Source organism: Phytohabitans maris, from assembly GCF_031085175.1.
Taxonomy (GTDB): Bacteria; Actinomycetota; Actinomycetes; order Mycobacteriales; family Micromonosporaceae; genus Phytohabitans; species Phytohabitans maris.
The window spans coordinates 1-21,287 of record NZ_JAVHUY010000072.1 but is presented as its reverse complement, the minus strand read 5'-3'; the positions used below and the strand labels follow the sequence as shown (position 1 = coordinate 21,287).

The window sequence follows — 21,287 nt, the reverse complement described above, 5'->3', positions numbered from 1 at the left end:
CGGTCGTAACTCGTGGGCGTCCGCACCTGGATCGCGAGCTGGCCGGTCTACCGGCAGCTCACCGGCACCGACCCGCTCGGGCGCGGCGCCGCGGCGAAGTCGGCGGGGTCGAGCCGGCTCACAGCCCGGACCGAGACGGCGGACTCGGTGGCCCGATCGGTCTGCCCGTACTGCGCGGTCGGCTGCGGCCAGCGCGTCTACGTGAAGGACGGGCAGGTCAGCCAGATCGAGGGCGACCCGGACAGCCCGATCTCCCGCGGCCGGCTCTGCCCGAAGGGCGCGGCGAGCAAAAACCTCGTCACCAGCGAGCTGCGGCAGCAGAAGGTCCGGTACCGCCGGCCGTACGGCACCGAGTGGGAGGAGCTCGACCTCGCCACCGCGATGGACATGATCGCCGACCGGGTCGTCGCCGCCCGCGACGCGACCTGGGAGGACGTCGACGCGCAGGGGCGCCCGCTGCACCGCACGCTCGGCGTCGCCAGCCTCGGTGGCGCCACGCTCGACAACGAAGAGAACTACCTGATCAAGAAGCTCTTCACGGCGTTGGGCGCGCTGCAGATCGAAAACCAGGCCCGGATTTGACACTCCGCCACCGTCCCCGGTCTGGGGACCAGCTTCGGTCGCGGCGGGGCCACGACGTTCCAGCAGGACCTGGCGAACGCCGACTGCATCGTCATCCAGGGCTCGAACATGGCCGAATGCCACCCGGTCGGGTTTCAGTGGGTCATGGAGGCGAAGAACCGCGGCGCCACCGTCATCCACGTCGACCCGCGCTTTACCCGGACGAGCGCGATGGCGAGCAGCTACGTGCCGATCCGGTCCGGCACCGACATCGCGTTCCTCGGCGGGATCGTCAACTACATCCTCGCGGGCGGGCTCGACTTCCGCGAGTACGTGGTGGCGTACACGAACGCGGCCACGATCGTCAACGACGACTTCGTGGACGCCGAGGACGTCGACGGGCTCTTCTCCGGCTACGAGCCGGACCGGCACGCCTACGCCCCGACGACCTGGCAGTACGCGGGTCAGCCGGAGATCAGCGCCGGCGGGGCGGACACCGACTCCCAGCGGGCGACCGCCGGTCCGCTGCGGCACGAGTCGCACGGGGCGCCGATCTCCGCCGGAGTACACCGCGACGAGACGCTCCAGCACCCGCGCTGCGTCTACCAGATCCTGAAGCGCCACTTCGCCCGGTACACGCCGGAGATGGTCGAACGGGTCTGCGGGGTCCCGCGGGCGGCGTTCCAGGAGGTGTGCGAGGCGTGGACCCGCAACTCCGGGCGGGAGCGGACCACGGCGCTCGCCTACTCCGTCGGCTGGACGCAGCACACCGTCGGCGTGCAGTACATCCGGACCGCCGCCATCATCCAGCTGCTGCTGGGCAACATCGGCCGGCCCGGCGGCGGCATCCTGGCCCTGCGTGGCCACGCGAGCATCCAGGGCTCCACCGACGTGCCGACGCTCTTCAACCTGCTGCCCGGCTACCTGCCGATGCCGCACCACGCGCAGCACCCCACGTTCGACGAGTGGGTCGACGGCATGCGCCACCCCGACCAGAAGGGCTTCTGGTCCAACGCGCGCGGCTACGCGACCAGCCTGCTCAAGGCGTACTGGGGCGCGGCGGCCACCGCCGACAACGACTACCGCTACGACTACCTGCCCCGGATGACCGGCGACCACGGCACCTACCAGACCACCCTGAACATGATCGACGGCAAGGTGAAGGGGTACTTCCTGCTCGGCCAGAATCCGGCGGTCGGGTCGGCGCACGGCCGGGCCCAGCGGCTCGGCATGGCCAACCTGGACTGGCTGGTGGTCCGCGACTTCTTCCTGACCGAAAGCGCCACCTTCTGGAAGGACGGCCCCGAGGTGGCCACCGGCGAGATGACGCCGGACCGGTGCCGCACCGAGGTGTTCTTCCTCCCGGCCGCCTCGCACGTGGAGAAGGAAGGCACCTTCACCCAGACCCAGCGGCTGCTCCAGTGGCGGGAGAAGGCCGTCGAACCGCCCGGCGACTCCCGCTCCGAACTGTGGTTCTTCTACCACCTCGGGCGGCTCGTGCGGCAGAAGCTGGCCGGCTCCGACCGGGCGCGCGACCGCGCGGTGCTCGACCTGACCTGGGACTACCCGGTGCGCGGTGCCCAGGACGAGCCGAGCGCCGAGGCCGTCCTCAAGGAGATCAACGGGTACCACGTGGACACCGGCCAGCCGCTGTCGTCGTACACCGAGGCCCGCGACGACGGATCGACCGCGGTCGGCTGCTGGATCTACACCGGCGTCTACGCCGGCGGCGTCAACCAGGCCGCGCGCCGCAAGCCGGGCAGCGAGCAGAGCTGGGTGGCCCCGGAGTGGGGCTGGGCGTGGCCGTTGAACCGCCGCATCCTCTACAACCGGGCCTCGGCCGATCCCCAGGGCCGGCCGTGGAGCGAGCGCAAGGCGTACGTCCGGTGGGACGAGCAGCGCGGCGCGTGGACCGGGCCGGACGTGCCCGACTTCGAGCCGACCAAGCACCCGACGTACCAGGCGCCGGACGGCGCGACCGGACCGGCGGCGCTCGCCGGGGACGACGCGTTCATCATGCAGGCCGACGGGAAGGCCTGGCTGTACGTGCCGACCGGGCTGGTCGACGGGCCGCTGCCGACGCACTACGAGCCGGCCGAGTCGCCGGTCCGCAACCCGCTCTACGGCCAGCAGGCCAACCCGGCCCGCCGGGCGTACCGGCGCCCGGACAACCGGCTCAACCCCAGCCCGCCCGACCCGCACAGCGACGTGTTCCCGTACGTCTTCGTCATCGGCCGGCTCACCGAGCACCACACCGCCGGCGGGATGAGCCGCACGGTGCGGTACCTGGCCGAGCTGCAGCCGGAGATGTTCGTCGAGGTCTCGCCGGAGCTCGCGGCCGAACGCGGGCTGCACCACCTCGGCTGGGCCCACCTGGTCACGCTGCGCTCGGCGATCGAGGCGCGGGTGATGGTCACCGAACGGATCAGGCCGCTCCGGGTCGACGGCCGGCCGCTGCACCAGATCTGGCTGCCGTACCACTGGGGCGGTCAGGGGCTGACCCGGGGCGACTCGGCCAACGACCTGTTCGGGATCGTCCTCGACCCGAACGTCCTGATCCAGGAGAACAAGGTCGGCACCTGCGACATCCGGCCCGGTCGGCGGCCCACCGGTCCGGCACTGCGCGACTACGTCGCCGAGTACCAGCGGCGGGCCGGTATGACGACCGGCACGGACCGGAAGGACTGAAGCATTGGACGGTACGACGAGCCTCTCCGGTCCGCTCGATCCGGCCCCGGACGCCGGCTATCCCGATCCGCCGCCCCGGATGGGGTTCTTCACCGACACCAGCGTCTGCATCGGCTGCAAGGCGTGCGAGGTGGCCTGCAAGGAGTGGAACGAGGTGCCGGCGACCGGGCTCGACCTGCTCGGCACGTCGTTCGACAACACCGGTGCGCTCACCGCCAACTCCTGGCGCCACGTCGCCTTCGTCGAACAGCGGCGGCCCGACTTCCGCTGGCTGATGATGTCGGACGTCTGCAAGCACTGCACGCACGCCGCCTGCCTCGACGTCTGCCCGACCGGGGCGCTGTTCCGCACCGAGTTCGGCACCGTCGTGATCCAGGAGGACATCTGCAACGGCTGCGGGTACTGCATCCCGGCCTGCCCGTACGGCGTGGTCGACCAGCGCGAGGGCGACGGCCGGGCGTGGAAGTGCACGCTCTGCTACGACCGCGTCGGCGTGGGGAAGACGCCCGCCTGCGCCCAGGCCTGCCCGACCGAGTCGATCCAGTTCGGACCCCTGGACGAGCTGCGCGAGCGGGCCGAGCGCCGGATCGAACGGCTGCACTCCGACGGTGTACCGGAGGCGCGGCTCTACGGCCACGACCCGGGCGACGGCGTCGGCGGCGACGGCGCGTTCTTCCTGCTCCTCGACGAGCCCGAGGTGTACGGCCTGCCGCCGGACCCGGTCGTCACCACCCGCGACCTGCCCCGGATGTGGCGGCGGGCGGGGCTGGCCGCGCTCACCGTCGTCGCCGCCGTGGCCGCCGCGTTCGCCGGGTGCTCGTCCCCCGGACGGCGGTCATGAGCGAGCCGGCGCCCTCCGGGTCCGCGTCGTACTACGGCCGCCCGGTCATCAAGGCACCCGTGTGGGGGCGGGCGATCCCGACGTACCTGTTCACCGGTGGCCTCGCCGCCGGCGCGGCGCTCCTGGCGGCCGGCGCGGACCTGACCGGGCGCCCGGTGCTGCGCCGCACCGGCCGGGTCACCGCGGCCGGCGCCGTCGGCGCGAGCATCTGCCTGCTGGTCAGCGATCTCGGCCGGCCGGACCGCTTCCATCACCTTCTGCGGGTGGCCAAGCCGACCTCGCCGCTGTCGGTGGGCACCTGGGTCATCACGGCGTTCGGCACGGCGTCCGGGGTGGCGGCGGCCGGCGAGTTCGCGTCCCGGCTGCCCCGTCGCGGCCCGCTGGGAACGCTCGGCACGCTGTTGCCACCGGCCGGCCGGGTCGCCGGGCTCGCCGCCGCCGGCCTGGCACCCGCCCTCGCGACCTACACGGGCGTGCTGCTCGCCGACACCGCCGTACCCTCCTGGCACGAGGCGTACCCCCACCTGCCGCGCCTCTTCGGCGGCAGCGCACTGGCCAGCGCAGCCGGCGTCGCGCTGATCGCGGCGCCGCTGGCCGAGGCGGAGCCGGCCCGCCGGCTCGCCCTCGCCGGGATGGCCCTGGAGCTGGCCGGCACGCGCACCCTCGAACGCCGGCTGGACCTGCTCAGCGAGCCATACCGGAACGGGCGGGCCGGCCGCCTGCTGCGCGCCGGCCGCGTGCTCGGCGCCGCCGGCATGGCCGGCGCGGTGCTCGGCCGGCGCAGCCGGATCGTCGCGGCGCTGTCCGGCGTAGCGCTGCTGGCCGCCTCGGTCGCGACCCGCTTCGCCATCTACGAGGCCGGCGTCGCCTCGGCGACCGACCCAAAGTACACGGTCACCCCGCAGCGGGAACGCCGCGACCAGCGAGGACCGAGTTCGCCGCATTTGGGCTGATTCGCTGCGGGGAAAGGGGCGCATCCGCAGACTGGAGCGGTGGAAACGCTACCGGGCCGCGGGATAGAGCACCTTCTCGCCAAGACCCGCGCCGGCGTACGCCGGATGACTCCAAAGGAGACACTCGCGGCCGGCCGGCGGGGCGCGCTGATCGTCGACACGCGCACCGAACGCCAGCGGCGGGAACAGGGCGAGATCCCCGGTGCGCTGGTGATCGACCGGACGGTCCTGGAGTGGCGCCTGGACCCGCTCAGCGCCGACCGCATCCCCGAGGCCGCCGACCACGACGTGGAGATCGTGGTCATCTGCCGCCAGGGCTACAGCTCCAGCCTGGCCGCGGAAAGCCTGCGGACCCTTGGCCTCTGGCGCACCACCGACATGATCGGCGGCGTCGAGGAGTGGCAACGCGCCGGGCTCCCGCTGACCTCCGGACCCGCCGACGTCCGGATCTGAAGGGCCTTTCCCGCGGGCACCGCTCCGGGCGGCGGCTCGCTGGCGCTCGCCGACTTCCCGCCCTCCGCTGCCAGGCCCGCGCGGGGTTTGCCGGACCCGGTCCGGGCCGCGGCGGTCGTCGCTTCGCGACGCCGCCCTGGTGTCCGATCCGCCGTCGTGCAGATCTTGGAGAGTTAGGGCGGTATCCGGGACGGCAACGCATTCCCATGTTTGGTTGCCGTGATTTCATGATCGTTGGGCATGGTTCCGCCCGAGGGCGGTGGTGGTGTCGTGTCGGGGTTGTGGGCGGCGTCGGGTTCGATGTCGGCGACGACCTCGGCGGCGGTGTGGGGTGTGTCGGTGGTGAGGGTGATGTGGACGTGTGCCCGTCGTGGGCTGTCGATGCGGACGGTGAGCTTGAGCGCGTCGAATAGCCTGCGCTGGATTGCGGCGGGGACGGCGGCGAGGTTGGCGCTCGCGTAGGGCATCGCGGCGAGGAGTTCAGGCGTGCCCTCGTCGATGACGGGCTGGGTGGCGACGAGTTCGGCGAGGTTGGCTTCGGCTTGGGTGCGTTGTTGGTCGAGTTCGCGGTACCGGGCACGGATCCCGGCCCGGTAGGGGTGGTCCTCGGCGGGGGTTTGTTCGAGTTCGGTCATCAGGTTGTGTTGCCGGTTGGTGAGGTTCTCGACGGTGCGGCGGGCTGTGTCTATCGCGCGGGCGTGTTGTTCGGCCCGTTCGCGGGGTAGGTCGACGTGCTGGTGGTGGAGGTGGGTTTGCCGTTCCGGTCCGAAGATGCGGGTGGCGATGAGGTTCGCGATGGCCGGGGTGAGGGCGTCTTCGCGGATGCAGAGGGTGGCCGGGTGTTCGGGGTTGCGGGGTTTGCCGGCGCTGTTACGGGGTCCGCGGCATTTGTAGTAGATGAGGCCGTTGGCGTGGGTGCCGTGCATCCGCCATCCGCAGTAGCCGCAGCGCAGCAGCCCGCGGTAGAGGTAGGTGTGCTGGGTGGCGGGGTGGGAGTTGGCGCTCCCGGTGGTGCGGGAGCCTTGGTGGTCGCTGCTCATCTTCTGCGCCTGCCGGTACATGTTGAGGGTGATCAGTGGCGGGTGGGTGGGCTGCTGCGACCAGACCCACTGCTCGACGGGGTTGGGTCGGTGGGTCTTCTTGCGGCGGACGGTGACGCCGACGCGGCTGGTGGTGCGGTTCCACACCATGTGCCCGGTGTACTTCGGGTTTTGCAGCATGACCCGCACGTTGGTGATCGTCCACTGTCCGACGCCGACCGGTTTGCCGTGGTAGCGGGGGTCGGGTGGCGGGTACAGGTTGGGGTCGGCGTTGAGTTGTTTGGCGATCTGCCGGTAGGTGTACCTGTCGATGACCCGCCAGTGGAAGATTTGGGTGATGACGGGTCCGCGGACCGGGTCGACCGCGAGGCGGGTTCGGGTGAGTCCACGTGATCGGCGGGCGGGGGCGGGGTGGGGTTCTTTGATGGCGGTGTAGCCGTAGGGGACGCGGCCGATGTTGTAGCCCTCCTGGGTGTGCACTTTCGTTCCTTCCCAGGCTTGTTCCATGACGTTGATGGCGTGGAATTCGCCGATGGCTTGTTTCATCCGCCGCATGAGTACTTTGGCGGCTTTTTTGCCGTCGAGTTGGATGCCTTCGTCGGCGGCGAACAATTCGATGCCGTGTTTGCCGAGTTCGTGTTCGACTTTGGTGCCGTAGTAGGTGTAGCGGGCGAGTCGTTCGGCGTTTTCGGCGACGACCGCACTGAAGCGACAAGTCCGCTGTTTGGCTTCTTCTAATAGTTCGGGTAGGCCGCCGTCCCGCTCGACCGGGAGGACGATGTTCAGGTGGCCGGTGCCGTGGCCGCGTTCGTCGAATTCGAGTCGGCCGGATTCGATGTCGATGAACCAGGCGGCGACGTGCCAGCCGGCGGGCAGGGCTCGGGTGATGTTGTCGACTTGCCGGATCAGTGACCCGCGTACGTCCTGCAGTTGTTCCTGGGAGACGCGGAGCAGACCGGCGACGGCGACGGTGTCGAGGCCGGACAGTTTGGAGATCGCTGTCCAGGGTGAGGCGGGGCCGGCGCCGCCGGGACCGACGGTCCCGGCGGCGGTCAGGCCGCCTGCTGGTGGGGTGGCTGGTTGGTGTGCAGCCATTCCAACACCTCCCAAATCGCTTCGTATTGGGTGCGGGCCAGGCTTTTCGCCTCTGGCCCGGACACGTAGCTGACCTCAAGTGTCAACTCCGCGTCAGGTACCGCCCGCCTCCTACGTTTTACGGCGGGTCGGGTGTCGGGTGCAACTGTGGGGATGTTTTGCAGTTCACCCCCACCGGTATCATCATCGTACCGTGAATTCGCGGGTTCATTGATTGGCCGTGCTGCCATTTTCTGCCTGTCATGAGTTGAATGTTTGAGGACATTGCGAATAGGTTCTGGTCCACGATGTGACTCCTTTCCTGTGTCGTTTCTGCTGTGAGCGCGTATTTGCTGCGTTGATGTTGGGCCGGCGGTGGTGAGCCCGCCTCGGATACCGGGTGTCGCTGGGTCCGAGGCGGGACTCACCGTGGCCGGTGCTGGGTGGGAAAGGTCAGCTACCGACGCGGGTTCGGCTGCTCGCCATCCTTGGTGCTGGTGTACGCGCTGGTCGGCGCGCACGGTGTGGTCACTTGGTGGGGTGTGGGCGGTTGCGCTGGCCGTCGGTGGTGAAGACGGTGAGCAGGCGTACCGCCCGGTGCAGGCTGGTCTGGACGTCCTGTGCCGGTGTGAACTGGTCGAGCAGGGTGTCCAGCAGTTCCTCGATGACCTTGATGATCGGCGTGGTGCGGATTGCGGCGTGCGGCGAGCCGCGTAGCCAATGGATTGCGAACCGGTTCGAGTCGGCCGAGCGGGCGACGTCCTCCGGCGTCGGGACATAGATGCGATCGCCGGGGTACTCGACCCGCTCGCGGGTCTTGCGGGTGCCGGTCTCGGCGTCCAGAACGGCGAGCAACCGTACGGCTCGGCGCAGGCTCGTGTATGCCTCGTCGTCCGGGATCTGCTCGTCGCGCAGCACGCGCAGCAGTTCCTGGAGCATCGCGATGATCGGGGCGGTCCTGACCGCCCGCACGGTCGTCGAACGCAGCCACTCGCTGGCGAACCAGGTCGCCTCGGGCGATCCGGTGGCCGTCTGCTGGGTTGGTGTGTTCATTGGGTATTCACCTCCTTCCATCTGGGCTGGGCCGGCCGGTGCGACGGTGCCGGCGTGGTCGTTTGGTTTCCTCGGCCCGGCGCCCGGCACCCTGGCCAGGCGGGTGTCCGGACGGCGGTCACGGTTCCTCCTCGAGGTCGTCGTCGGCGTCGTGGTAGGGCAGCTGGGCGAGTGGCAGCCGTTCGCCGTCGTGGCGGTGCAGCCACCACACCCGCTGGGCCGGCGTCTGCCCGGTGCGGGCGGTGTGGTCGGCGGCGGCGGTGGCGACGACGGCGCGGAGCTCGCCGAGGTCGGCGAGCGTGTGGTGCAGGTTGAGTTCCCGGCGGGTGGACGGCAGCCAGAACAGCACCGGCCAGCGCCAGTTCGTCATGGAGGCGAGTAGGTCGTAGCCGCGGACCTTGTCGGCCAGGACGCCGAGCGGTTCGGTGCCGAGATCCAGTTCCAGCAGGAATGGCACCTGCCGGCCGTCCTCGGCCCAGATCCCGTGTCCGTCCGGACGCGGGACCGCTTTGATCAGCATGATGTTCGGGTTGTCGCCGTTACGGTAGAAGGCTCCCTTGGCGTGGAAGGCCACCGCTGGCCACCACCGCAGCAGCGCGCTGCCGGGGTGGGTGCGTTGGTGGGCGGCCAGGTCGATGAAGAACTGGTTGGTGCCCAGCAAGTGAGGCAGGTTCGCCCGCGAGGTCAGGTGGTGGCGCCGCTTGCGGGCCTGGTCTCGACGGGGCAATTCGTCGCCGCGTTGCGCGGCAACGACGTCGACGCCAAGTTGGTCCAGTACGTAGTGGTACGGGTATGAGCCGCCTTCCCAGCGTTGCGGCCGGAACCGAGCCAGCACACCGAGGCGGACGAGTTTGAGAAGCCGCCGTTGACAGATATCCAGCGAACTGAACAGCGCGGCGGCGATCTGCTCGGTGGTGAGCACGCCGTGGTCGTACAGCCAGCCGAGCAGGCGCAGGTCCCGCCCGGTCAGGGCCGCCTGCGCGGCGAGCAGCCGATGGTCGTCACGTACCGCCATAAGCGTCACCACCCCCACCGGAGACCCCCAGACAGGGGTCTGTCGGAGCGGCCCGGCCCCACCGGATAGGGCCGCTGACCTGCAATGTTGGGTGCGCGTGGGTGTCGGTTTCGGTGCCGGTGTCAAGACCGGCACCGACACGGCCACCTGGACCTGCACCCAACCGGCCGGCCCGACCGGGACCGGCCCTGAGATCGGAACATGGCGGACGCGGTCGGGCTGACAGCGCCCGGGTGCGGACGTCGGTCACACCAGATGGGCCATGCCGACGGCTGGACACCGTGGACAGACTCGCACCGCTGTCGGACAGACACCGCCTGGCGGCGGCCGGACCCGTCACTGGAGCATAGATCTGTGTGCGGTGCTGTTGGGCGGCGGTGTTGGGCTGACAGACGCTGACAGATCCAACCAGCCACCCAACCATCGATTCCAGTTGGGTGCGCGAGTTACACTCCCGCGCCTCGGCGGGAAGCGATGCGTTTATAGACATGATAGCTGGTTCTCCTTTGTGGACAGATGCTGTGCCCTGGCATCCAGGGTCGCCGTGCCGGATCGTCAAGTGGTGGCGGGCAGTGGTGCCGTCCGCCCCGGGGTGGGGCGTGGCCGCTACGGCGGACCACGGCTGCCCAGCCCGCCGGGTCTGGCCGGCTCGCCCGCCTCGACGTCACCGAGTTCGCCGCCGTCCTGCTCGTCTGCTGTGGACGGTGGCGTCGCTGTGCGTTCGGCGACGCGGGCGTGCTGCTTGACCAGCTTCACCAGCGCCGAGGCCCGCGCGTTCGACATGGCGTGGCCGCGGCGGCGCAGGGTGTCCGCCAGGGCCTCCCGGGACAACGGCCGGCCCTGCCCGGCCAACTCGGCGCTGGCCGCCAGCGCGGCGGGGACCAGCGCACGCACGTATTCCTCCTCCTCGCCGGCGTCCGCCTCCGCCGAGGCGGTGGTGTCTTTGGCAGCAGCGGCGGTGGACGGCTGGGATCGGTCGTCCGTGGCCCGTCCAGGACCGTCCCCGGCCGTCCCGGACGGCCGTCCCGCCCGCCAACTGGCGTCGGCGTCAGGTGCTGCCGGCCCGGTGGCCGCGGTCCGGCCGAGCGCGATCTTCACCATGGCCAGGAACCCCGCCGCCGGCAGCGCGGCGGCGATCCAGCCGATCACCGACCGCTCGGCCTCGACGACCTGCGCGGCCAGCGACAGCACCACCGCCACCACGAGCACCGCGGCGGGAAACCACACCGGCTTGCCGACCCGCTTACGCCGGCGCAGCTCCAGCCCACTGGCGATCGACATCAGCTCCAACACGATCGCATCGGCCCAAGCCAGCCAGCCGCCCTGGCCATGCGCCGCGGCCACGTTGTGCACGTGGGTAAAGCTCGCCGCGCCGGCCGCCACGCCGATCGCCAGCATGATGACGATCTGCACGACGCCTTCCACCCGTGTGGCACGGTCCACACGAGCCGAAGCCGACACAGCCTCAGGCGCCGTCAACGGCGCCCCACACGGCAGTCGGGTGAGGCACGGCGGCCCCGGACCCGGGCGCACCGGGTCGGACTGCCGCCTCAGCCCTGCACCGGCTCGGACGGACGGCAGCGGCGCGCAGTGTGACAGACCGTGACAGACACCGATCGCCGCCGGATGGGGCGGGCTGACAGACAGCAGAGGTATCCTGCCCGGCCCGCACGAGAGTGTCCAATTCGAAGATCATCATGGTTGGTGTCCTCCTCGATAGAACTGGCAAATGCCGCGCCGCCCGGCCGGCGCAGACGCTTGAAGCAACGACGCGGGCCGGGCACGCCGCAGCGGGCCTTGGCATCGCGGGTATCGGGTGTTCGGGCGAGACCGGGCTCCTCCTTATCCGAAAGCGACCGATCCCGTGAGATCGACGGCCGCAGGCAGAGAATCTGGCCAGATCAAGCCCTGACTGGCTGGCAAGGTTGGACCTCTCGTTCAAGCTCATTCAAGTCCACTGTGGAGTTGTCAACTGACGAGTACGACCAGGGGCGTACCGGGCGACAGGCTCGGTGCTGCGATCCCAACGGGGACACTCCACCGAAGCCGTGCGAGCGTGACCACGATGAGTGACGGCACCGATCGTGCTTGCTTGACTTACTGCGACCCTCCTCGTATCTTCCTGCCTAGGTTTCCTAAGTTTCACGTGACACTTGTGATCAAGTCAAGAGGCGCGGCAGAAGAATCTTGGGTAACTTGTGAAACCTAACCAGGACAAGATGGCTAGGATGGGTATGTGGCTCACGACGTTGACGACAAGCGCACCTTGTTCGTCCGGGTCGTCGACGACATCGTCGACCAGATCCGCACCCGCCGACTCCAGGGTGGCGAAGTGCTGCCCACTGCCCGCAAGATGGCCGAAAGCTACGGCGTGGCCTCCATGACCGCCCAACGGGCGCTACGCGAGCTCCAGCAACGCGGCCTGACCTACGCCGTCGTCGGCAAAGGCACCTTCGTGCACCCCCTGGCCGCCGAACGCCTCGACGCCGAGGCCCGCGGCGCGCCCATCTCAGGCGCGAGGTTGCTCATCCTCGACGACCCCGACCTCAACCGCCGCGTCGCCCAGTTCCTGCTCCACCAAAACGAGATCGCCGGCCGGATCGTCGACGCCATGATGGCCAAAGACGTCCCCGCGATGAACGCCGCCACCGCCGAACTCGCCGCGCTCAAGGCCGCCAACCGCGACCTCGCCACCGCGATCGCCAAGTACGAAGCCGACACCAGCGTCGAACCACCGGCGGCCGAGGCGCCCGATCCCCCGGCCCCGACACCACGCCGCAAGCGCAAGACCAACCCGTAACCATCGACACCCGCCCTTGGTCGCAGCCGCGCGTAGGGCCGCCAAGGGGGTTTGAGCCGACAGGATCCCCGCGAGCGGCTCGGCCCTGCCGGCGTCCCTGAAAGGCCGCTCACGGCAGCGCCGAGACCCGCCAGCGGTCTGGCGGCCAGACCTGCGAGCCGCGTCGACCGGCGGGGCGACGAGCCGCCAGCCGGTGACGCACCCCATCGTCTGGTTGCGTTTACGGCGGCGAAGGTCGCGGGTGAGCTGCGTCAACAGGGCGAGGCTGCGCGGCAAGCGGACGTGCCGGGCCGGGGGCAAACGCGAGCCACGCCGTGCGCAGGAGCCCGGCCTCAGCGACCGGCATCGGGGTCGCCCGTATCCGTGGCTCCTCTATGTTGACGTTCCGGCACGCCCAAGCTCGCATCGTGGTTTCAGTCGAAGAGGCTGGGTTGCGATTGCGGCGTGCTGTGAGGATCAATCGCGGGGGTGTGTGCCGCTTCGACCAGGTCTCCAGGGCGGACGCCGGGGTCATGAATAGCACGTGACAAGACGGGCAGCAGCAGTGCGACTGCCACTGTGTCCCAGAGTGCACGGTGAGGGGCACTATCGGGAGCGAGCTGATCAACATCGCTCGCGAGAGCGAAGTGATCGATCACCGAAGTGAGGCTCCGTCCAATTCCGTGATCCAGTTGTCGTGCAAGGCGCAGCGTGTCGATCAGGCCGGCGGGCGTAACACTGGGGCAGTGGCGGCGAAGTAGTCGCCAGTCGACTCCGACGTTGTGGCCGACGAGGTGCTTGCCGTTTATCCGCGGCGCTAGCTCAGGCTCGACCTCGGCGAGCGTTGGGGCGTCGCGCAGTACCGAATCGGTGAGGCCGGGCGAGATCCACGGCCGCCGCGGGATCGACCGTCCGGGGTTGATGAGGGTGCAGTAGGCGGCGCCCATATCGGGCCGGCCGTCCACGATGGGGACGAGGGCGATCTCAAGGATGGCCTCGTTGGCGCGGTCTTGTGCACCGCTGCCTTCCAGGTCGATCGCGACTAGCTCCACCTGTTCACCTCCGGCCCGAGTCTGCCACTTGCCACGTCTGTACTCAGTCGTCTTCGTACCGCGCTGCGTCCTCGAACGTGGCGCGGACGTCGGCGAGGGCAGCGACCTGGTTGGCGTCGGGGATGTGGCCGTGCAGGGAGCGGCCGTGAGCGTGGAGGTAGTGCGGCTGGTCGAGCTCCCAGATCTGGTGCCGCAATGTGTGCTGGATCGCGTACCGGCGTTGCTCACCGAGCCCGTGGGTCCAGACGTGCCCGTCGTCGATGACGTAGTCGGTGGTGTAGCCGAGTTGGGCGAGTACGGCGTCCATATCAGCCGGGGTGGGCTCGCGGTAGTCATCCATGCAGCGCCGCTGCTGGGCGGCCGGGCAGATGTCGCAGAGTTCGCGGACGCCCCAGTGTCCGTTGTAGTCCGGCGCGTCGTGGGCGAAGGCAACCCCGCAGGAGGTCTTGCGGAACAGCGGCGTGGGGACGCCGGACGCGCGCCACGCCGCGACGACCCGAGCGTCCAGCTCGGCGGGCATCACCTTCCGGCGCGCGTAGTCCTCCGCGTAGGGTACGTCAATGCCGCGTTCGCGCAGGTAGCCGGCGTTCTCGGGCTTGTGGTAGTAGCCGGTGAACACGATCGCGTCGACATCCCGGCCGACGTCGAGCACGGCAGCCATGGTGTCGGGGGCGTCGTTCCATCCCGGCACGATCGGCCGCCAGTAGAGCACCACGCCGGTCCGTTTCTTTCGCGCCGCCGCGGTACGGATCGAGTTGACGGTGATCTCGCTCCTGGCGATCGGCTCGACGCGTGGATCGGTGATGCCGGAGTACGTGAACAGCAGTGTGACCCGCGGGTGTCGCAGTGTCTCCAGCTCGGCCATGTCCGCGGCGGTGACCTTGAACCTGGTGATGATCAGAACGTGGTTGGTGTACCCGCGTTGGTCGAGGGCGTGCAGGACCTGGAACAGGTGCGGCTTGACGCCGGGCAGGAATGGGTCGGTGGCCTTGTTGAACAGCTGGATCGGCGTGATGTGCGGCTGGAACGCGTGGTGGTTGACCAACTGCTCGATCGCCTCGTGGGTGTTGCAGAGCAGGTGAGGGATCTTGACGTCGAAGTTGCCCCAGAAGTGGCGCACGCAGTAACCGCAGTCGAGCGGGCAACCGATGATGTGGTTCAGGCTGAGTCCGGACTTGCGGTAGCCGACGATCAACGCCATGTACGGGTCGAGCTGGGCCCTGGCCTGGTCGCTCAGGAGCGGCAGGGCTCGGGGTCCGCTACGGACATCGAGCGCTTCAGCGGCCATGGGAATCTCCTTCGGGGACGAGCAGATGCCGGAGGGTTGCGCCGTACCAGATGCCGAACTCGCGTTTGGCGCCGGCGGGGTTGTCGGAGGCGTGGATGACGTTCGCGATCAGCCGCCCCTCGGCCTGGGCTTTACGCAGGGAGTCCTGGCCGAAGCGGCCACGGATGGTCAGTAGCCCGGCATGGCTGGGATCGAAGTGGCCGAGCAGATCGCGCAGCCGGGGTGCGGCGTTGGGACCGTGGCCCAGGGCGATGCCGACCGGCTGGCCGACGTAGGTACGGCGAAGGTCGGCGGCGACATCGACCCAGGTGAAGTGGTGACGGCGGGTGGTGAGCAGGTCGGCGTAGTGGGCGAAGATCTGCTCCTCGGTCGGTGTTACGAGGCGCTGATCGACGAGGCTGACTTCGGTGCTGACCCAGGTGAGCACCGGTTCGACTAGGCCGCGGGCGACGCAGTCGGGTTTGAGCAGCACGACGGTCCAGCGGGTCCAATCCACATCCACCGTGGTGGTCATGGCGACACCGCCGCCGGCATCCTGGCTGGCCAGCGCTGCTCGATCAGCCACCGGTGGCTGGGACGGAGCAGGGCAAGGGCGTCGGTGGTGACCGGCCGGTCGGGATAGTGGGTAATCTGCCGGTGCACCTCAAACAGACCGATGACCTCCCGCCAGTACGCGTCGAGGTCTACGCGATCGGGCGAGAAGGTGTCCTGGTTGGAGCGGAGTCGCTGCTCCCAGTCCAGGACAGCGTCCAGGTCCGCCCAGCTGGTTCCGGCTGGCATCGCGGCATGCGGGAAGACGTGCACGGTCTGCTCGGCCAGGATGCCTTCGACCGCCGGAATGTTAAGTGCGTTGATGTGCATCGACCCGACGTGGTGGGCGTAGGCGCCGACTTCGACGCCGAGGAGGCGGGCGGCGAGCTCCTGGATGAAGGTAAACGCGAAGGTGTCGCCGAGCAGACCGATCATGGCGTCGTTGCCACGCATGTACGCGGTGACGTGCAGCCGGCCACTGCGAAGCATGAACTGCAGGGCAAGGGTGCAGGCCACGTCCGGGTTGCCGGGGTCGGCCAGCTCGTCCGGCCGCATGACGAGCATCGCGGCGCGCTTGGTGTCCCGGTCGGTTCGCAGCAGGTTGAGCACCCGGTCAAACTGGCTGAGCCCGTCCAGATCAGACGGCCCGAACAGCCGTGGCCCGTACGCGGTGCCGGTCAACGCCTTCCCGTCCGTGGAGAGGCCACGCAGCCGGGAGGCGTAGTGAGCGATCATGTCGAGATCGTCGCGGCCGGACAGGTACCACAGCGCTTCGGCGTGGTTGAACACGACGTTCGCCCGGCGGGCGGCCAGGTACGGCGTCCGGGCGACCGGATTGGCGATGGTGAAGCTGACGTTGATCGCCTCGATCGCTGTCTTACCGCGCGTGGATGTGGAGTAGCTGGGCCGGTGGTAGATGTCGCCGAGCACCGCCAGGTAGGCGTCGGTGAAGGTGGCAAAGGTCGGTCCGGTGATCACGACAGCGCCTCCAAGAGCTTAACGGCGGTCGCGACCTGGGCTGAGCAGCGAAACGGCTCCACGTAGCCCAGGCATGCGGCGATGAGGTCGGCGTGTTCAGTGGTGCCGGCGATGGACCGTAGCCAGGCCAGTTTCTCGATCACCTCGTGGCCGTCGTTGACCCGCAGCTGCGGTGGCGCGTAGGCCTCCACGCCGTGGATCTCGGTCGGCACCAGTGGCAGGCAGCCGGCCAGCAGTGCCTCGAACCAGCGAGACGTCATGTGCCCGACCGCCGCGTACCGCTCCGGCAGCAACAACACTGTCGCCAACGCGGCGCGGTGGATCTGCTCGACCTCGGCGAAGCCGCAGCGGCCGGTGAAGGTGACGTCGGGCCACGCCCCTGTACGGGACCACTTCCCGGCAACCCTGTGTGGGACCGTCGCGGCGGCCGGGGCGAAGTAGCGGTCGAACGCCTCGTCGCGGTCGTACTGGTTACCGACATATACCAACGGTGTCGGCCGGTCGGCCGCCGCGAGTCGTTTCGGGTTCGCCGCGTCCAGCAGATCGTCGGGTACGGGACAGTAAAGGCCCTCCGCTCCCGGGGTGAGTTGGAGGGCAAACTCGCCCACCACCACGTTCGGCAGGCGCCGACACCGATCGTCGGCCGCCAACTGCCGGTCAAGGTCCCACACCAACGTTGGTGTGCCGGCTGACGTGTAGCGGCCGAACAGGTCAGTCTGCCTGTGCAGGTCGCAGGTGTGCCCGACGCTGCCGCAGCGGGTGGTGTTGCGGCCGAGCAAAGGCCACCGCCACTCGAAGATCAGCGCATCGAGGTCCGGAAAGCCCATGTGCCAGCGGTACCGGTCACGCAGGTCCTCACCCGCCTCATAAAGGTCGCGGTTGATCTGGAGGAGCACGACTTCATGCCCTGTCGAGACCAACCCGTCGATGAACGGGCGGCGGTAGGCACGCGCGCCGTCCGGGGTGTCGGCGATCCCGTCGCCGAGGAAGCCCCACATGCTGTAGCCGATTCGCATACATCGAGGACACCCAACAGACCCTGCTTCCGGGCAGGGGCCGGATGCGGACAGTCCGCGTGTCCGCATGGTGGTTTGGGGCGTTGCCGGCCGTCCGGGATTTGATTGACAATCAGCATTCACAGGCCACAATGCAGCAACCTCGGACAGCGGTGACAATGGGACAGATCCCGAAAGAACTGGAGCCGACACGATCCGTGCTGCACTTTTTCGGCGCGGAGGTACGCCGGCTGCGCCAGACCCTCGGCATGTCCCAGGCCGACCTCGGCAAGCTGATCTTCGTCCACAAGGATCTGATCCGCAAAATCGAAGCCGCCGAACGGATGCCCGCCGAAGAGTTGGTCAACCGCTGTGACGACGCGCTTTCCGCAGGCGGAGCGCTGCGCCGGCTATGGCCAATGCTCGAACGCGAACGCCGTCTTCGCCTGTCCCGAGACGCTGCGGGATCGTCCGTATTCCGGTCCGAGGCGACCGATCGACCGGTGCTGGACTGGCTGCTCGCCTCCACACACGATGCCCGCCGGTACCGTGGCGACGACGAGATCGCCAGCGCCGCCGCCGAGAAGCTCGGTCAACTGCGCGGCGTCGACCACGTCCACGGCGCCGGACACACCTACCCAGACCTGGCCGCGGTCCTCGACAGCGACCTCGACACGCTGATCGCCCGAGCACCGGCGGTCGCGGCCGGCTTTCTGGAACTCGCCGGCTACGAGGCCGTCGACCTCGGTGCTGACGGCCGGGCCCAACGCCACTACCTGCGCGCGCTGGAGATCGTGACCGGCGTCGGCGACCGCCTCTACGGTGGTTACCTGATCGCGGTCAGCCTCGCCCACCTCGCGCTGCACTGCGGCGACCCCGATCAGGCCGCCCGTTTGGCCGCCGCCGCACTGCGCGGAACCGAGCACCAAATCACACCGGTCGTACGGGCAACCTTCCGCGCGGTACTCGCCCGCGCGCATGCCAGGCGTGGCGACGAAGCCGCCTGCGCCGCCGCGCTACTCCAGGTCGAGGCTGACCTGGCCCGCGGCAAGCCCGAGGACGAACCGGCCTGGATCCGGTACTTCGGCGAAGCCGACCTGGCCGACGAGAAAGCACACTGCTTCTTCGACCTCGGCCTGCACGAACTCGCCCAACGGGAAGCGACCCAAGCCGTCACGCTCCTCGAACCCAGCCGAGCGCGCCGGCTCGCCATCGACACTGCGCTGCACGCCGCTTCGCTGGCCCGCGCCCGCCAGATCGAACACGCCTGCGCGGTCGGCCGCCGAGCCGTCGACCACGCCGCCGGCCTCGCATCGTTCCGCAGCGCCCACCGGATTGGCCTCATGATGGCCGAACTGCAGCCCCACGCCGACCTGCCCGAGGTGCGAGACCTAGCCGAGTACGTCCACACCAGACTGCCGACGCTCGTCACTCCGCACAGTCGCTGAGCACCTTCATATACGCGCCGAGTTCCGCGTCCAAGGCTGCGGCGAGGGCAGCACCGGACAGGTAGTGCCCGACGCCGTCCAACCTCAGCAGCCGCCCGCTGGCCAGCGCGCTGGCCAGTTCGACCGCGTCCTCGATCGGTGCGATCTCGTCGCGGTCACCGTGGATGAGCAGCACCGGCCGCCGGATCTGCTGCGGCACGATCTTGGCGTCGTCGTGGGTCAGGATAGTCGCGTGTGGTCGTTGGAACCGGGGAGCGGTCGTGGTCCACCGGTTCGGGTCGACGATCGCCGAGCGGGCCACGGCGAGCGCGAACGGTCCGTCCTCGCGCACCGCACGTAGTGCGGTGTAGCCGCCGGCGCTGGCACCGCAGATGAACACGGCATCCGCTCTGGCACGGCCGGTCGCGAGCAAGTGCAGCGCGGTATTGCGGCAGTCCTCCACGTCAACCGTTCCCCACCTACCGTCCAACGCCGTGCGGAACTCTCGTCCGTAGCCGGTACTTCCGTGGTAGTCGACATCGGCGACACCGAACCCTCGCGCGGTGAAGAACTGCACCTCCCAGTCCAGCCGATAGTCCATGCCGTACGTCGGACCCGAATGCGCCCTGACGATCAACGGCGCTGGACCGCTCCCGCCCGCTGGCGGATAGAACAGCACCGTCACCTCGCCGCCGGAGCCGATGCGAATCACCTCCGGCACTGCCACCGGCCTCTGCTTACTGGCCGCCCGCCGGATCACTTCCACCTCATTGGAGCCGTCCGTCGCGACCAGCGCGATCTCCTGCGAGCGGGTCGGTGAGGCGCAGATCAACGCGATCCGGTCGCCCACCGCCGCGAGAAACGGCTTGATGAAGGTGTACGGCACGTCGATCGGCCGCACTTCACCTCCAGGCTCCACGACCACCAAACCATGGCGCGGGCCACGCTGGACGGTCATACCGATCCGACCGCCAGGCAGCAAGACGTAGTTGGCATACCCGGACTCCCATGGCGCTGCCGCACACTCCGCCTCCATCGGTGCCACCGGCTCGACGTTGCCGTCGTGCCAGCGGTACAGGTTCCACCAGCCCGAACGATCGGACATGAAGTACAACGAGCCGTCCTGTCCCCACGTCGGCTGGAACGCCGACTCACCCGTTCCACCCGCGACCCGCACGGGCTCACCGAGCCGCCCACCTGGCCGCCAGTCAGCGACCCATACCTCGCAGGAGTCCCACGGCATCACATCCCGGTCCCACTGCACCCAGGCGAGTCGATCCGCTTTCGCTCGCGGCGAGGCGAGGAACCCGTCCGTCGACCGCAGAGTCCGTGAGGCCGTCGTCGCAAGGCCGATGCTCACCAACTCGTCCCCGCGGTCGTCCTCCCGCACGCCGAGCAACTCCGCCGCAGATCCGTCCAGGTCGCCATGGACGTGCTTGGTGTTGGTCCGCACCGCGTCACCCGTGATCTGCCCGTTCGAGGCGTCCACCACGGCGATACCCGATGGCACGACGGCGTAGGGCCTACCGCCGTAGGCGTGCAGGCTACTGCCGACGCTTGCAGCGTCGACGTCGCTGCGCCGGACGGCAGCGGAGCCGTGCACGAGCTGCCAGCTCATCACGATGGCGCGCCCCAGCTGCGGCGATGATTCCACCCAGTACAAGACCCCATCGGTCGCGGTGAGCCAGTCAAACGAAGTGCCGGCCTCGGCCACCTGCTCAGCGGTCAGCATTGGTGTCACACCGCCTCCTCGCCCCGATCATGCCCCACCCTGCCATCTGATCACAGCGCGAACGTCGGCAAGCGGGACCAGGCAGCCATGGCGGCCCGATGCGGACAGCGTGCGTGTCCGCCCCAACGGCCTAGCGGCCGGTGCACCACGCCGGGGTGAATGGACGCCATGACCTCACCGCCGTACCCGCCAACAGGCTGCGGCGATGAGTGCCGGGCGGGATCGCCGGCAAACGTGCCGCTTCCGACGGGCATCGACGATCCTGCCCAACCAAAACGAGAGCGCAGAACCCGGGGCTTGGTCCAGGTCGAGGCCCGGCAGATATGCGACGACCGGAGTGGGAGGTGACGGTGCCGAGCATGAACGAACCGTCTGTGCCGTCGTTGCGGGCGCGGTTGTTGGGTGAGCGGTTGCGGGTTTTGCGGGTGGGTCGGGGTTTGACGTTGCGGCATGTGTCGGCGTGTGTGGGTGTGGATTTTAGTGCGGCCCGGTTGTTGGAGCACGGGCAATGGCGGGCGCATTACACGCAGGTTCTGGCGTTGGCCGATCTGTACAGCGTGTACGAGTCGGGCGAACGCGATTTTCTGTTGCGGTTGGCACGGGACGTGTTCCGGCTGCCAGCCTGGGAAGGCGATTTCAACGCCCCCGAACTGGATGTGTCGATGCTGGACGCCTTGTGGCTGGAATCGATGGCGGAAGAGATCCGCTGCTACGACGCGGTGTTGATACCCGACCTGCTGCGCATACCCGAATACGCCGAAGCGGTCGTCCGCCGCGAACACGAAACGCAGGCGGCGCAGGCGGAACTGACCTGGCGTACCGGGATG

16 protein-coding genes and 1 pseudogene are annotated in these 21,287 nt (G+C 69.1%); 7 read left to right on the top strand and 10 right to left on the bottom strand.

From position 1 onward, the window contains the following. Positions 1-12: 12 nt before the first annotated feature. The 4 genes and pseudogenes from fdh to RB614_RS42390 all read left to right on the top strand — a co-directional run. Positions 13-3,243: pseudogene (fdh, locus tag RB614_RS42405) on the top strand (formate dehydrogenase); the annotation flags it as partial. Between the two features lie 10 nt (positions 3,244-3,253). After that, on the top strand, positions 3,254-4,090 hold the full coding sequence (locus RB614_RS42400) for a 4Fe-4S dicluster domain-containing protein (protein ID WP_428983221.1): 837 nt from the start codon (positions 3,254-3,256) through the stop codon (positions 4,088-4,090). After that, positions 4,087-5,043 (top strand): NrfD/PsrC family molybdoenzyme membrane anchor subunit, encoded by a 957-nt coding sequence (nrfD, locus tag RB614_RS42395; protein ID WP_308718385.1) that lies wholly within the window; start codon positions 4,087-4,089, stop codon positions 5,041-5,043. The genes RB614_RS42400 and nrfD overlap by 4 nt, the downstream gene beginning before the upstream one ends. A 105-nt stretch (positions 5,044-5,148) precedes the next feature. Continuing rightward, positions 5,149-5,496, top strand: a complete 348-nt coding sequence (locus RB614_RS42390; RefSeq protein ID WP_308718396.1) for a rhodanese-like domain-containing protein — start codon at positions 5,149-5,151, stop codon at positions 5,494-5,496. Between the two features lie 173 nt (positions 5,497-5,669). Here the strand turns inward: RB614_RS42390 and RB614_RS42385 are convergent, their stop codons facing one another. From RB614_RS42385 to RB614_RS42370, 4 genes are all read right to left on the bottom strand, one after another. Beyond that, positions 5,670-7,631 (bottom strand): recombinase family protein, encoded by a 1,962-nt coding sequence (locus tag RB614_RS42385; RefSeq protein WP_308718384.1) that lies wholly within the window; start codon positions 7,629-7,631, stop codon positions 5,670-5,672. 507 nt (positions 7,632-8,138) lie between these two features. Continuing rightward, entirely contained in the window at positions 8,139-8,663 is a 525-nt protein-coding gene (locus RB614_RS42380; RefSeq protein ID WP_308718383.1) for a hypothetical protein, read from the bottom strand. A 118-nt stretch (positions 8,664-8,781) separates the two neighbouring features. Beyond that, a complete protein-coding gene (locus tag RB614_RS42375; RefSeq protein ID WP_308718382.1) occupies positions 8,782-9,678 on the bottom strand; it encodes a replication-relaxation family protein in 897 nt (298 codons plus the stop codon). Between the two features lie 606 nt (positions 9,679-10,284). Beyond that, positions 10,285-11,091, bottom strand: coding sequence for a DUF2637 domain-containing protein (locus tag RB614_RS42370; protein ID WP_308718381.1), 807 nt, complete (start codon positions 11,089-11,091; stop codon positions 10,285-10,287). Between the two features lie 823 nt (positions 11,092-11,914). On the opposite strand from RB614_RS42370, the gene RB614_RS42365 reads away from it, so the two are divergent. Then, entirely contained in the window at positions 11,915-12,478 is a 564-nt protein-coding gene (locus RB614_RS42365) for a GntR family transcriptional regulator (RefSeq protein WP_308718380.1), read from the top strand. 413 nt (positions 12,479-12,891) lie between these two features. On the opposite strand, the gene RB614_RS42360 is transcribed toward RB614_RS42365, so the two are convergent. Genes RB614_RS42360 through RB614_RS42340 form a run of 5 tightly spaced genes read right to left on the bottom strand, consistent with a single transcriptional unit; the run spans position 12,892 to position 17,322 of the window. Then, positions 12,892-13,509, bottom strand: coding sequence for a 3'-5' exonuclease (locus RB614_RS42360; protein WP_308718379.1), 618 nt, complete (start codon positions 13,507-13,509; stop codon positions 12,892-12,894). Between the two features lie 43 nt (positions 13,510-13,552). Next, positions 13,553-14,797 carry a radical SAM protein gene (locus RB614_RS42355; protein ID WP_308718378.1) on the bottom strand — a complete coding sequence of 415 codons (1,245 nt, stop codon included), beginning with the start codon at positions 14,795-14,797 and terminating at the stop codon, positions 13,553-13,555. Then, complete coding sequence (locus RB614_RS42350; RefSeq protein WP_308718377.1) at positions 14,787-15,311, bottom strand: nucleoside-diphosphate kinase; 525 nt, start codon at positions 15,309-15,311, stop codon at positions 14,787-14,789. The genes RB614_RS42355 and RB614_RS42350 overlap by 11 nt, the downstream gene beginning before the upstream one ends. Beyond that, positions 15,308-16,306, bottom strand: coding sequence for a thymidylate synthase (locus RB614_RS42345; RefSeq protein WP_308718376.1), 999 nt, complete (start codon positions 16,304-16,306; stop codon positions 15,308-15,310). The genes RB614_RS42350 and RB614_RS42345 overlap by 4 nt, the downstream gene beginning before the upstream one ends. Beyond that, complete coding sequence (locus RB614_RS42340) at positions 16,303-17,322, bottom strand: hypothetical protein (RefSeq protein ID WP_308718375.1); 1,020 nt, start codon at positions 17,320-17,322, stop codon at positions 16,303-16,305. The genes RB614_RS42345 and RB614_RS42340 overlap by 4 nt, the downstream gene beginning before the upstream one ends. A gap of 59 nt (positions 17,323-17,381) precedes the next feature. Between RB614_RS42340 and RB614_RS42335 the strand changes: the two genes are divergently transcribed. Next, positions 17,382-18,749, top strand: coding sequence for a helix-turn-helix domain-containing protein (locus RB614_RS42335; RefSeq protein WP_308718374.1), 1,368 nt, complete (start codon positions 17,382-17,384; stop codon positions 18,747-18,749). On the opposite strand, the gene RB614_RS42330 is transcribed toward RB614_RS42335, so the two are convergent. Beyond that, the gene (locus RB614_RS42330) at positions 18,730-20,460 is read right to left on the bottom strand and encodes a S9 family peptidase (RefSeq protein WP_308718395.1); all 1,731 of its coding nucleotides are present in this window, start codon (positions 20,458-20,460) and stop codon (positions 18,730-18,732) included. The two genes, RB614_RS42335 and RB614_RS42330, sit on opposite strands and share 20 nt — an antisense overlap. 359 nt (positions 20,461-20,819) lie before the next feature. On the opposite strand from RB614_RS42330, the gene RB614_RS42325 reads away from it, so the two are divergent. After that, positions 20,820-21,287 (top strand): Scr1 family TA system antitoxin-like transcriptional regulator (locus RB614_RS42325; protein WP_308718373.1); only part of this gene is annotated, 468 nt, incomplete at its 3' end.